The organism is Nonomuraea sp. NPDC050733 (assembly GCF_040654215.1).
Classification (GTDB): domain Bacteria; phylum Actinomycetota; class Actinomycetes; order Streptosporangiales; family Streptosporangiaceae; genus Nonomuraea.
In genome coordinates, this window is record NZ_JBFAHO010000001.1 from 316,426 (window position 1) to 330,867 (window position 14,442).

2 protein-coding genes are annotated in these 14,442 nt (G+C 72.9%); both read right to left on the reverse strand.

Going from position 1 to position 14,442, the window contains the following annotated elements; translation table 11 throughout:
- Positions 1-16: 16 nt before the first annotated feature.
- The gene (locus tag AB0H64_RS01445; protein WP_357618698.1) at positions 17-9,595 is read right to left on the reverse strand and encodes an amino acid adenylation domain-containing protein; all 9,579 of its coding nucleotides are present in this window, start codon (positions 9,593-9,595) and stop codon (positions 17-19) included.
- Positions 9,592-14,295, reverse strand: coding sequence for an amino acid adenylation domain-containing protein (locus tag AB0H64_RS01450; RefSeq protein ID WP_357618701.1), 4,704 nt, complete (start codon positions 14,293-14,295; stop codon positions 9,592-9,594). The genes AB0H64_RS01445 and AB0H64_RS01450 overlap by 4 nt, the downstream gene beginning before the upstream one ends.
- Between the last annotated feature and the right edge of the window lie 147 nt (positions 14,296-14,442).

The following is a 14,442-nucleotide window of genomic DNA, read 5'->3' on the forward strand; positions in this document are numbered from 1 at the left end:
GTGCCGGGGGAAGCGATCAGGCGACGAGTTGCTTGTCGGCCTGCTGCTGAATCAGGTCCTTGTCGGCGATGACCACCGCGTCGGGGATCGCGTCGGGCAGGTCGTCCTCCAGGTGACGGACCGGCCGGTAACGGGCGGCCGCCAGGCCGATCAGCACGGTCACCGCGCCCGCCACGACGGTGAGCAGGGCGATGCCCCTGCCCTGCGCGGCGCCGGCGATGGGGTCGAAGACGTGCTCGACCAGCGGTCCGGCCAGCAGGAAGCCGAGCGGGACCATGGCCCAGCTGAGCATCAGGTTGGTGGCGATGACCCGGCCCTGCAGGTCGAGCCCGACCTTCTGCTGCACGATGGAGAACCAGTGCGTGTTCAGGAACGCGGTGAGCAGCCCGATGAAGAACAGCCCGACCGCGGGCAGCACCGGGTGCGGCGCGATCCCGATGACGGCGAAGGCGAAGCCCAGGGCGATGAAGCTGCCGAGGATGCCGTGGGTGCGGCGCGCCAGGCCGCCGGTCACCGTCATGATCACGCTGCCGGCCAGGAGCCCGACGCCGGTCATCGAGAGCGCCACGCCCAGGCCGCCGGTGTCGGTGAGCTTGAGCAGCAGCGGCGTGGCCAGGACCTCGACCATGGCGAAGGGGAGGTTCAGGAACGAGGTGAACAGGATGATGGCCAGCAGCCCGTGCCTGCGGGTGATGTAGCGCCAGCCCCCGGTCACCTCCTGCCAGAACGACTCCTCCCGCTTCTTGAACAGCGTGTTCGGGAAGCGGACCGCCAGGGTCACGGTGACCGCGAAGGCGAAGGTGGACAGGTCGATCGTGACGATGCCGCGCATCCCGACGGCGGCCACCAGCGCGCCGCCCAGCAGCGGCGCCAGGACGGTCCCGGCGGCCTGCCCCAGCTGGGCCAGGCCGTTGGCTCTGCCGTAATAGCGTTTGGGCACGAGCTGGGCCACGGCCGCCATGTAGGCGGGCTGGTGGAAGGCCGTCGAGACCGCGCCGACGGCGACGATGACGTAGACGTGCCAGAGCTGGAGGCCGCCCGTCCAGAGCAGGGCGGCCATTGAGGCGGAGGCGAGGCCCGCCGCGGAGTCCGCGGTGATCATGACGAGCCGGCGGTTCCACCGGTCCGCCACCGCTCCAGCGATCGGCGCCAGCACGACGGCGGGCAGCATCGCCATGACCGAGACGACGGCGAACATCGAGATCGACTGCGTCTGCTGGTAGACCCACAGGCCCAGGCCGAACGTGGTCAGTCCGGTGCCGATCAGCGACACCAGCTGGCCGAAGGCCACCAGGAAGAACGTCTTCAGGCTGGCCTGCTGCACGCGGGGCAGCGGGGGCGGCGGCGCGGGCCGGTCACCGTCATCGAGGATCTCGGCCAGCTCGGGCGCCTGGTGCTTCTGGAAGTAGTGCCCGGCCTTGGGGATGACCTCCAGCGACACCGAGTCGGAGAACGCCTCCCACTCGCGGAAGCGCTCCTCGTACAGCTCGGTGGCGCGGTCGTTCTCGCCGACCACGCAGACCAGCGGCGCCGACAGCTTCTTGATGGGCGCCTGGTAGAGGTCGGTGTAGTAGTCCTCGCCCTCCTGGGTGTCGTGGAGGAAGACGCCCATGATGAAGTCACGCTCGCCGGGGTCCAGCGCCTCGGTGAAGAAGCCCATCGCCCGCAGGAACTCCAGCGCCTGCCGCTTGGAGGTCCACCGCTCCATCGGGAAGACCCTGCGGAACCAGGCGAAGGCCTTGCCGGGCAGGCGGGGCGCCGGGAAGTGGCCGCCGATGACGACCTTCACCGGCTCGACGCCTTCCTCCTCCAGCCTGCGGGCCAGCTGGACGGTGAGCGCGCCGCCCATGCAGTGGCCGTAGAGCGCGAACGGCCCGTCGACCTTCTCCTTGATCTCCTTGACGCAGCCCTCGACGAGCTCGTGGAAGGGCAGGACGGGCTCGCCGGGGTTGCCGGTGTCGTGGCCGGGGGGCTCCAGCGCGAGCATGGTGATGTGCTCGGGCAGGGCCGCGGCCAGCGGCTGGTACGTGATCGCGCCGCCGCCCGCGAACGGCACGCAGACCAGGGTCAGCGTGGCCGCGGAGCGCGGGGGCGTCAGCTCGTGCAGGAGGCCGCCGCCCCGGGACGACCCGTCGAGTGTGGCGAACGCCCGGATGGTGGGGTTCTTGAACAGGTCCAGCACGGTCGCCGGGATCCCGGAGTCCCGTACGGCGCGCACGGCCTTGAACGAGTCGCCGCCCAGCGCGAAGAAGTCATCGTCGATGCCGATGCCCTTCACGCCCAGGATCGCCGACCAGAGCTCGGCCAGCCTGACCTCGGCCGGCGTCCGGGGCGCCGCGCCCTCGGCGCGCGCCCGGCTCACCGGCTCGGGCAGCGCCTTGCGGTCCACCTTGCCGTTGGGGGTGAGCGGCAGCGCGTCCATCAGTGTGAACGACGAGGGGATCATGTAGTCGGGCAGCTTGCGCCGCAGGTGGTCGCGCCAGTCGTGCTCGGAGTCGGCGGCGGTGTGGACGGTCAGGTAGGCGGCGATGCTCTTGTCCTCGTCCGAGCCGCGCACCACCACGACCGCCTCGCGGACCGCGGGATGCGCCAGCAGGAGCGACTCGATCTCGCCCAGCTCGATCCGGTAGCCGCGGACCTTCACCTGACCGTCGGCCCGGCCGAGGAACTCGACCGAGCCGTCGGCCCGGCGCCTGGCGAGGTCACCGGTCCGGTACAGCCTGCTGCCGTCCTGCCAGGTGACGAAGCGTTCGGCCGTCAGCTCGGGCTGGCCGAGATAGTCGCGGGCCAGGCCCGCCCCGCCGATGTAGAGCTCGCCGACCACGCCGGTGGGGACGAGCTGCATCGCAGCGTCGAGCAGGTGGATCCGGGTGTTGGCGATCGGGTGGCCGATGGTGATCGGCCCGTCGGTGACCCGGGTGAGGGTGGACCAGATCGTGGTCTCGGTCGGCCCGTACATGTTCCACAGCTCGGCCACCCGGCCGCGCAGGTCGGCGGCCAGGTCGGCGGGGAGCGCCTCGCCGCCGCAGAGCGCCTTCAGTGCGGGCTTGCCCTCCCATCCCGACGACAGCAGCAGCCGCCACGTCGCCGGGGTGGCCTGCATGACGGTCGCGCCGTCGAGCAGGTCGGCGAGCCGTTCCGGGTCGTAGGCCGCCTCGCGGCTCGCGATCACCACGCGGGCGCCGACCGTGAGCGGCAGGAACAGCTCCAGCACCGAGATGTCGAAGGCGAACGTGGTGACGGCCAGGAGCGTGTCCCGGCCGGTCAGGCCCGGCTCGCGGCTCATCGAGGTGAGGAAGTTGACCACCGAGGAGTGCTGGACGCGCACGCCCTTGGGCCGCCCGGTGGAGCCGGAGGTGTAGAGGACGTAGCAGAGGTTCCCGGGGCCGGCCGGCACGTCCAGCCGTTCGGGGCTCTCCTCGGAGAAGCCGTCGTCGACGAGGACGATCTGTCCCTGGTAGCCGGTGTAGCGGCCGGCCAGCTCGCGCTCGGTGACCAGGACGCGGATGCCGGAGTGGTCCAGGATGTAGTCCTGGCGCTCCTGCGGGTACATCGGGTCGAGCGGCACGTAGGCGCCACCCGCCTTCAGCACGCCGAGCAGGGTGACCAGCATCATGGCCGACCGCTCCATCGCGACGCCCACCAGCGCCTCGGGCCCCGTGCCCGCCGCCCGCAGGCGCCGGGCGACCCGGTTCGCCCGCTCGTCCAGCTCCCGGTACGTCAGTGAGACGCCCTCGAAGGTGACGGCCACGGCGTCGGGCGTCCGGTCGGCCTGGGCTTCCACCAGCTCGTGAACGCACAGGCCGGGCACCTCGACGTCCTGGCTTTCCAGCTGCTCGGCCAGCTCCTCGCCGGTGAGCAGGACCAGGTCGGACAGCGCGGTCCCGGGCGCCGCGACGATCGCGGACAGCAGGGTCTCGTAGTGCCGGAGCAGCCGCTGGACGGTGCCGGCGTCGTAGAGCGCGGTGTTGTACTCCAGCCTGCACAGCAGCTCGTCGCCGTGATCGTAGGCGTAGAGGACCAGGTCCACCTGGGCGGTGCCGGTCTCCACGTCGAGCTCCCGCACGGCCAGCCCGGCCATGTCGAGGTCGCTCTTGGGCAGGTTGAGCAGGTTGAACAGCACCTGGAAGAGCGGGTTGCGCGACAAGTCCCTGGGCGGGTTCAGCTCCTCCACCAGCCGTTCGAACGGCACGTCCTGGTGGGCGTAGGCGCCCAGCGCGTACTCGCGCACCTGCGCCAGCAGCTCCGTGTACGGCATCCCGCCGTCCATCGTGGCCCGCATGACCAGGGTGTTGATGAAGCAGCCCGCGATGCCTTCGAGCTCGGGACGGGTGCGCCCGGCCACCGGCGAGCCGACGCAGATGTCCTCCTGGCCGCTGTAGCGGTACAGCAGCGTGTGGAGCGCGGCCAGCAGGGTCATGTAGAGCGTGGCACCACGCTCCTGGCTCAGCGCCCGCAGCCCCTCGACCAGGTCCGCGGGGAGCGCGTGGGTGGCGACGGCCCCCTCGAAGGTCTGCATCGGCGGGCGCGGCCGGTCCGTGGGCAGGTCCAGGCTGTGCGGGACGCCGCGCAGCCGCTGCGTCCAGAAGCCGAGGTCGGCGCTCTGCTCGCGCTGCCAGCGCGCGTAGTCGCGGTACCTGGCCTGCGGCTCGGGCAGCGTCTCGCCGTTGTACAGCGCCGCCAGCTCGGTCCTCAGCAGGGTGATCGACCAGCCGTCCACGACGATGTGGTGGAAGGCGAGCGACAGCACGTGGTGGTCCGGGGCGAGCCGCAGCAGCCGGGCCCGGAACAGCGGGCCGTGCTCCAGGTCGAAGGGCTGGGCCGCGGCCTCGCTCAGCGCGCGCTCGGCGTCGTCGCAGTCCTCGACCGGCAGCGGCACCTCCCCGGCGGGCAGCACCACCTGCACCGGCTCGCCGTCCGGGGCGCGGAAGACGGTCCGCAGCGACTCGTGCCGCCGCACCAGCTCGCGCAGGGCGCCGTGCAGCCGCTCCACGTCCGGCTCGCCCCGCAGGTCCAGCGCCGTGGCCACGGCGTACGCGGCCGAGCCGTGCACCTGGTCGATGAACCACATGCGGCGCTGGATGAACGAGACGGGGGCCGGACCGGGCTCCTCGACGGCCGCGATCGCCTCGCGGGAGCCCGCCGAGGCGACGAGCTCCCGCTGGCCGCCCAGCGTGGGGTGGTCGAAGACCGCCTCGATGGGCAGGCCGAGGCGGGAGGCGAGCTGGGTGGCGACGAGGGAGTCGCCGCCCAGGTCGAAGAAGTCGTCCTGCGGGCCGGTGGGGACGATGCCGAGCACGTCCTGCCAGGCCGCGGCGACCGGGTCGAGCTCCTGGACCGCCCGGGGCACCGCCTCCGCGACCGGCACCGGCATCGGCGCCGCCGCGAGCGCGGAGCGCCGGGTCCGCGGCTCGATCCAGTAGCGGCGCCGCTCGAACGGATAGGCGGGCAGCGGGACCCGTCTGCCCGGTGGGCCGACCCTGGCCCAGTCGACGTCGGCGCCGCTCACCCACAGCCGCCCGACGGCCTCCAGGAGAGCGGCCTGCCCGCTGTCCGGCTCGGCGAGCGGGGCGGCCACGGCCTGGCCTCCCTGGCGGCGCACCAGGGTGGTCAGCGTGCGGCCCGGCCCCGCCTCCACCACCGCCGCGCCGGTCTCCACGAGGGCGGCGGCGCAGTCGGCGAACCGCACGGTCTCCCGCAGGTGACGCACCCAGTAGGCGGGGTCCTTGGTCTCGGAGCCGGACACCCAGCCGCCCGTGACGTTGGACAGGTACGGCAGGTCCGCAGTGCCCAGCCGCACGGAGCCGACCTCGGCGGCGAAGGCGTCGAGCACCGGATCGAGCATGGAGGAGTGGAAGGCGTGGGAGGTGCGCAGCGGGCGGCACGCCACGCCCTGCCGGGTCAGCCGCTGCTCCAGCTCGGCGATGGCCGGCTCCGGGCCGGCCAGGACGCACCGGTCGGGGGTGTTGACCGCCGCCAGGGAGACGTCCTCGCCGAGCAGGTCACCCAGCTCGGACTCGGGCAGCGGCACGGCGAGCATCGAGCCCGGGGGCAGGCTCTGCACCAGGCGGCCGCGGGCGGCGACCAGGCGCAGGGCGTCCTCCAGGGTGAAGACCCCGGCCAGGCAGGCGGCGACGTACTCGCCGATGCTGTGGCCGGCCATCATCGCCGGGCGGACCCCGCGCTCGATCAGCGTGCGGGCGAGGGCGTACTCCGTGACGAACAGCGCGGGCTGGGTGAGCCAGGTCTGGTCGGGGTCGCCGGCCTCGCCGTACAGGGCCTGGCGCAGGTCCAGGCCGAGGTGCGGCTCCAGGATGCCGGAGCAGGCGTCGACGGCGGCGCGGAAGACGCTCTCCGACCGGTACAGGCCCGCGCCCATCCCCCGCCGTTGCGCGCCCTGGCCGGGGAAGACGAAGGCGACCTCACGGGGGTGCGACTCGCCGGTGACGAGCTCGGCGTCCGGCGCCGTGCGCGGGTCCTCGGAGACCAGGATGCCGCGGTGCCGCAGCTGGCGGCGGCCGTGCCGCAGGGTTGCGGCGACGTCGCCGAGCTCCGTGTCCGGATGCGCGCGCAGGTGGGCGCGCAGCCGGGTGGCCTGCTCCGCGAGGGCCGTGTCACTGGCTGCCGACAGGACGAGCAGGTGCGGGCCGGCCTCAGGCGGAGCGGGCGGCTGCGAGGTCGCCGGCTGTGCCGGCGACTGCGAGATGGCCGGCTGTGCCGGCGACTGCGAGATGGCCGGCTGTGCCGGCGACTGCGAGATCGCCGGCTGCGCGGGCGCCTCCTCCAGCACGACGTGGGCGTTGGTGCCGCCCATCCCGAACGCGCTGACGCCCGCCCTGCGGGGTTCCGTGCCCTGCGGCCATTCCACGCCGGCGGTGGGCACGTAGAACGGGTGGAAGCCGATGCGCGGGTTGGGGGTCGTGAAGTTGGCCATGGGCGGCAGCGTGCGGTGCTTGAGCGCCAGCACGGTCTTGATGAGCCCGGCCATCCCGGCCGCGGCGTCGGCGTGGCCGATGTTGGACTTGACCGAGCCGAGCGCGATCGGCCGATCGCCGGTGAAGACCTGGGACAGCGCCGCGACCTCGATGGGGTCGCCGAGCGCGGTGCCCGTGCCGTGCGCCTCGATGTAGCCGATCGTGGCGGGGTCGACGCCGCCGGAGGCCAGTGCGGCGGTGATGACCTCGGCCTGGCCGTCCACGGCCGGCGCGGTGTAGCCGACCTTCCTGGTGCCGTCGTTGTTGACCGCGGAGCCGCGGACGACGGCGTGGATGGTGTCGCCGGCGGCGACGGCGTCCTCCAGCCGCTTGAGCACGACGACGCCCACGCCGCTGGCGCCGATCGTGCCCTGCGCCTCGGCGTCGAAGGGGCGGCAGTGCCCGTCCGGCGAGCCGATGCCGCCGCTCTGGTACAGGTAGCCGCGGCGGGTCCAGGCGTTGACCCGGACCGCTCCGGCCAGCGCGATGTCGCAGTCGCCCGCGATCAGGCTCTGCCTGGCCAGGTGGAGCGCGACCAGCGAGGTGGAGCAGGCGCTGTTCACGCTGACGCTCGGCCCGCGCAGGTCGAGCTTGTAGGAGGTCCGGGTGGGCAGGGAGTCCTTGTCATTGCTGAGCAGGGCCTGGAACTCGCCCACCGCCTTGAGCACGTCGGGCGCGGCCAGCAGGTTCTCGATGAAGTAGCTGCTCATCGCCGAGCCGGCGAAGACGCCGATGTGTCCGGGGTGGCGGGCGGGGTCGCAGCCCGCGTCCTCCAGCGCCTCCCAGGCGGTCTCCAGGAACAGGCGCTGCTGCGGGTCGAGGATCTCGGCCTCGCGCGGGGTGAACTCGAACAGCGTGGCGTCGAACAGGTCGATGCCCTCCAGCACCGTCCCGGATCTGACGTAGGCGGGGTCGGCCAGCCGTCCGGGGTCCTCGCCGTCGGCGAGCAGCTCCGCGTCGGTGAAGTCCTGCACGGCTTCCACGCCGTCGCGGATCGCCGCCCAGAACTCCTCCGGCCCCGCGGCGCCCGGGAAGCGGCAGGCCATGCCGACGATGGCGAGCGCGCCCCCGGCGGACGCGGGTGCCGCCCGGACGACCTCCGGCGCGACCTGCGGAGCGGCCGGGGCGCCGGGGCTCAGGAAGGACGTCAGCGAGGCGACCGTGGGGTACTTGAACAGGTCGGTGACCGTCAGGCTGAACCGCTTGCGCAGCCGCTCGTGCACCTGCAGGACCAGCAGCGAGTGGCCGCCCACGTCGAAGAAGTTGTCGTCGGGGCCGAAGGCGGCGCCGCCCAGCGCCTCGCGCCAGGCCCGGGTGACCAGCTGGGAGATCTGGTGGCGCGGCAGCTCCCCGGGCGCCTCGTCCCCGGCCATGGCCGCCGAGAGCACCTGCTGGAGGTCGGCCACCAGGGCGCGGATCGTTCCCGGGTGGTAGAGGTCCGTGTTGTACTCGACGAGCCCGTCCAGGGTCTCGCGGACGCCCACGGTCAGGTCGAACTTGGCCGTGCGCTCGGGGATCTCCACGGGGGTGACCGTCAGCCCGGCCAGCTCCAGCGTCGCCGTGGCCTCGGGCAGCATGTTGAACATCGTCTGGAACACCGGGCTGCGGTCCAGCCGGCGCTCCGGGTTGAGCTCCTCCACCAGCCGCTCGAACGGCATCCCCTGGTGGTCGTGGGCGTCGAGCACCGCGTCCCTGACCCGCTCGACCACCTCGGGGAACGACGGCTCGCCCGACAGGTCGGCGCGGATGGCCAGGGTGTTGGTGAAGAACCCGATCAGGCCCTCGAACTCGACGCTGTCCCGGTTGGCGATGGGCGTGCCCACCACCAGGTCCTTCCGGCCGGAGCGCCGGGATAGGACGACCAGGTAGGCCGCGAACAGCACCATGTACGGCGTCGCGCCCAGGCTCCGGCAGTACGCCTTGAACTCCTCGCGCGGGAGGTCCAGGGAGAAGGGCAGCTCGGCGCCCGCGTACGTCTGGACGGCCGGCCGGGGCAGGTCCGCCGGCAGCTCGGTGACCGGCGGCGCGCCGGCCAGCGTCTCCCGCCAGTAGGCCAGCTCCCGGCCGTGGTCCTCGTCCCGCTGCCGGATCGCGTAGTCGGGGTACTGCTGGGGCAGCGCCGGCAGTTCCCGGCCGTCGTACAGGGCGCCCAGCTCGTGGCGCAGCACGTCCAGCGACCAGGCGTCGGCGACGATGTGGTGGAGCGTGAGGTGCAGGACGTGCCGGTCCGCGCCTTCGCGCTCCAGGTGCGCGCGGATGAGCGGGCCGGTGGTCAGGTCCATCGGCGTGCCGTCCGCGGCGTCCGACAGGTCGACCGTCAGCGACTCGGCCACGATCTGGTACGGGCCGTCCTCGTCCATGGCGAACGTGGTGCGCAGGCTCTCGTGCCTGGCCACCAGGGCGTTCAGCGCCCGGTGCAGCGCTTCGCGGTCGAGCGGGCCCTCGATGCGGAAGGCGAGCGGGATCAGGTAGTGCGCGGCGCCCGGCGCCATCCTGTCCAGGTACCAGGCACGCACCTGGGTGAAGGACATCGGCAGCCGGTCGGGCCTGGACCGCCCGGCCTGCTGCTTCTTCTTGCGTAACGCGTCCAGGAGCTGGCGCTGCTGGGGTGACAGGCTCATTGGTTCCCTTCCATGGACCGCAGCAGGGCCTCGGCCTCTTCGTCTGAGTACGCCGCGACCATGAGATAGAGCTCGGCGGCCGCCTCCACGTCCGGCGAGGCGAGCCGCGCGCCGAGCTCGGCGACGGTCGGGTGGGAGAAGAGCGTCCGCAGCGGGACCTGCACCTCCAGGGCCTCGCGCAGCCTGGACGCGATCCGGGTCGCGTTGAGCGAGTGTCCGCCCAGGTCGAAGAGGTTGTCGTGCCGGCCGACCTGCCCGCCCAGCACCTCCTGCCAGATGGCGGCGATGGCCTGCTCCACCGGAGTGGCCGGGGCCGTGACGGTTCGTGGGCCCGTGCCGGGCTCCGGCAGGGCCTGCCGGTCCACCTTGCCCGACGGGTTCACCGGCAGGGAGTCCAGGGTGACGAACGTGCTCGGCACCATGTACTCGGGCAGCCGCTCGGCCAGGTAGGGCCGCAGCTCGGGGGTGCCGTCGGCGACGACGTACCCCACCAGCCTGCCCTTCCGTACCATGACGAACGCCTCGCGCACGGCGGGATGCCCGGCCGTCACCGCGGCGATCTCGCCGGGCTCGACCCGGTAGCCGCGGATCTTGACCTGGTCGTCCGCGCGGCCGAGGAACTCGATGTCCCCCGCCTCGTTGCGGCGGGCCAGATCCCCGGTCCGGTAGAGCCTGCGCCCGTCGCGCCAGGTGACGAAACGCTCCTGGGTCAGCTCGGGCTGCCCGTGGTAGCCCCTGGCCAGGCATGCTCCGCCGAGGTGCAGCTCGCCGGGGACCCCGTCGGGGGTCTCGTGGCCCATGCGGTTCAGGATCAGCGCCTGGACGCCGGTGACCGGCTTGCCGATGGGGGGCAGCCGCGGCCAGTCCTGCGGGGGGCCGGTGAGCGTGTGGGCGATGTCGATGATCGCGCCCTCGGTCGGCCCGTACTGGTTGTGGAGCGTCATCCACGGCCTGACGAACCGTTCGAGCTGCGGGGTGACCTGGAGCTGCTCGCCCGCGGTGATCACCTCGCGCAGCGTGGCGGGCGGCTCGATCCCGGCGCCGGCCAGCGACTGCAGCGCCACGAAGGGCAGGAAGATGCGCTCCACCCGGTGGCGCGCGATGTGGTCGAGCAGGGCGGCCGGGTCGCGTCGCACGTCGTCGGCGACCATGACGAGCGTCCCGCCGTACGCCCAGGTGCTGAAGATCTCCTGCACCGAGACGTCGAAGCCGAGGGCGGTGAACTGCAGGCTCCGGTAGGAGCCGCTGTGCCAGGCCATGAGGTTGGCCACCGGGCGATGCGGCATCGCCACGCCCTTGGGCTGCCCGGTCGAGCCCGAGGTGAACAGGATGTAGGCCAGGTCGTCCGGCGTGACCCCGCTGTCGGGCCGGTGGTCCGGCTGGCCGTCGAGGTCGGTGTCGACGTGGACGGGCCGCTCGTGCGGCAGGCCACCGGCCAGCGCCCGGTGGGTCACCAGGACCGGGGTGTCGACCCGGCCGAGCACCTGGGTGAGGCGGCCCTCGGGGTAGGAGGGGTCGAGCGGCACGTAGGCGCCGCCCGACTTCAAGATGCCCAGCAGTGCCACGGGCAGGTCGAGCGAGCGCCGCACGTGCAGGGCGACCGGCACCTCCGGGCCCACGCCCATGCTTCGCAGCAGGTGGGCGAGCCTGTTGGCGCGCCGGTCGAGCTCGGCGTAGGTGAGGGCGGCGCCGTCGAACTCGACGGCGACCGCGTCGGGCGTCCTGTCCGCCTGCTGCTCGAAGAGCCGGTGCAGGCACTGGTCGGGACCGCGGCCGGGGGGCTCGTGCTCGCGGGCGAGCAGCGCGGAGACCGGCGCGGCCGGGTCGGCCGCCACCTGCTCCAGGACGCGTACGTAGTGCCCCAGCAGGCGCTCGGCGGTGGCGCGCTCGAACAGGTCGGTGGCGAACTCCAGGCTCATCTGCTGCCCTTCGGCGTAGAGCACCAGGTCGGCCTTGGCGCCGCCGTTCTCCACCTCCTCGAGCATCCGGAAGGTCACGCCGTCGCCCCGCCTGGCGTCCGGCGGCTCCTGCATCGCGAACATCACGTCGAACGGCGGCCGGCCGTCGGGGCAGAGCTCCCGCACGATCTCCTCGAGCGGCACGTCGGTGGGCGTGGCCAAGATCGTCGCCCGCACCTGCGACAGCAGGCGCTCGAAGGAGGGGTCGCCCGCCAGGCCTGTCCTGATCGGCAGCGTCTCCACGAAGAAGCCGATCATGGCGTCGGCGCCCGGCGCCTCCCGGCCGGAGAACGGCACGCCCGTCACGATGTCGTCCTGGCCGCTGTAGCGGTGCAGCAGCGCCTGGAAGGCCGCGAACAGCACCATGAACGGGCTGGCCTGGGCGCGCCTGCCCAGCGCCTCCAGGTCGCCGAGCAGCCCGTCCGGCAGCGTGGCCCGGACCCGGGCGCCGCGCCGCAGCGGCGCCGCTGACGCGGGGCGGTCGGCGGGCAGCGCCAGCCGCTCGGGCGGCGAGTCCAGGGTCTTCCTCCAGTACGGCAGGCCGTCGAGACCTCGCCGGGCCTGGCGCGGGCCGGCCGGCGGGGGCAGGGTCTCCCCCGCGTAGAGCCGCGCCAGCTCGTCCAGGAGGACCCCGGCCGACCAGCCGTCGAAGGCGATGTGGTGGACGGTCATCAGCAGCCGGTGCCTGTCGTCGGCGAGCCGGAGCAGCAGCGCCCGCAGCACGGGGCCGTTGCGCAGGTCGAACGGGTCACGGGCGGCGTGCCGTGCCAGCGCGTTCGCGCCGCGCGGGGTGGCGTCCATGACCTTCATCGTCACGGGCGCCGCCGGCTCGACCACGGGGACCGGCTCGCCGTCGTGCTCCTCGTAGCGGGTGCGCAGGGACGGATGCCGGCGCACGATCTCGTTGATCGCGCTCTCCAGCCGCCCGGCGTCGAGGGGACCGTCCAGGGAGAACAGGATGGGCACGTTGTACTGCGAGCCGGGCGCCATCTGGTCGATGAACCAGAGCCGGCGCTGCGCGGGCGTGAGCCCGTCCTCGGCGGGGGTCGCCGCGGCGGCCTGCGGCAGGCCGTCGATCTCGCGGGCGAGCGCGGCGAGCGTGGGGTGCTCGAAGAGCATCCGGGGCTCGACCGGCTTGCCCAGCCTCTCGCAGGCGCGGGCGGCGACGCGCATGGCCAGGAGTGACTGGCCGCCCAGTGCCAGGAAGTCGTCGTCGGCGCCGATCGGTCCGGCGTCGAGGACGTCCTGCCAGATCTCGGCGAGCAGCGCCTCGGTGGGTGTGCCGGGCGGGGTGACGGAGCGGGGCGCGCGGACCGGGTCCGGCAGCGCGGCCCGGTCCACCTTGCCGTTGCCGGTCAGCGGGAGCTCGTCCAGGAAGACCCAGGCGGTGGGGATCATGTAGTCGGGCAGGAACCTGCGCAGGTGGGCGCGCCCCTCCTGCTCGGTCGCCGTACCCACGACATAGGCGACCAGCTCGTGGCCGCGGACGGCGGTGGTGGCGGCCCGGACCCGCGGGTGACGGCCGAGCACGGTCTCGATCTCGCCGAGCTCCACCCGGTTGCCGCGGATCTTGACCTGGTCGTCCGCACGCCCCAGGATCTCGATCCGGCCGGCCTGGTCACGGCGGGCCAGATCTCCGGTGCGGTAGAGGAGCCGCCCGTCCTGGTCACGGACGAAGCGCTCGGCCGTGAGATCGGGCCGGTCGAGGTAACCCAGGCCGACGCACACGCCGCCGAGGTGGATCTCGCCCTCCTCGACCGGCTTCATCGCCTCGTCCAGGAGCTGGACGGTCACGCCTGGCAGTGGCGAACTGAGCGCGGGCGGGCGGCTCTGACCGTTGTAGACCGGCACCTCGCCGGCGATCGCGATGACGGCGCATTCCGCCGGGCCATAGAGGTCGAGCAGGCGGAAGGGCAGCCCAGGTCTCGGGTAGGTGGTGAGCCGGTCCCCGCCGGTGCCCAGCGTCGCCAGCTTGGTCTCCGCCGGCCAGGACAGGCCGAGCAGGCCCTCGGCGATGGGCGTGGGTGCGAAGCAGGTCGTCAGCTCCTGATCCACGATCCAGTCGCGCAGCGCGGGCAGCGAGAGCCTGGTCCGCTCGCTGGGGATGACCATCGTGGTGCCCGCGGTCAGGTACAGCCAGATCTCCCAGACCGAGGCGTCGAAGTTCGGGCTGGCGAGCAGCGAGGCACGGCCGCCCAGCCCGAAGGTCTCGTGCGACCACGTGATCAGGTTGGTCAGCGCGCGGTGCGGGACGAGCACGCCCTTGGGAGTCCCCGTCGAGCCGGAGGTGTGGACGACGTAGGCGAGGTCGTCGGCCTCGACGTGGGGCGTGGGTGACGCGTCTGCCTCGTCGGACGCGTCGATCACCGGGACGCCGTCGGGGACCAGTGCTCGCCATTCCGGCGCCGTGACCACGGCCGCCGCTCCCGCCAGCATGGCGTGGACCCGCTCCGCGGGGGTGGCCGGGTCGATCGGCGCGAAGGCGACGCCCGCCTTCATCGCGGCGAGCTGGCCCGCGACCAGCCGGATCGAGCGGCCCGCGAGCACGGCCACCCAACGCTGTCCCTGCTCGGTCGTCGTGTGACGACGCAGGTGATCGGCGATGCCGTTCGCGAGGCGATCCAGCTCACGGTAGGTGAGGTGTTCTTCGCCGGCCGAGACGGCGACCTTTTCTGGGGTCGCGCGCAGCTGGTGCTCGTAGAGGTGCAGAACAGATGCTAAGGGTGCTGCATCTGACGTCATGTGTCACGCCCTGCGATTGTTGAGTTTTTGCGGCCTTTGGGCACGCCGCCGAACAGGATGACCTGGTCGCCAGATTTCTGTCAACCGCGGGTGACCAGGGAAAACCCCGACCCGCACAGTGACATCTCGTCGAGGGTTGAGTTGGCG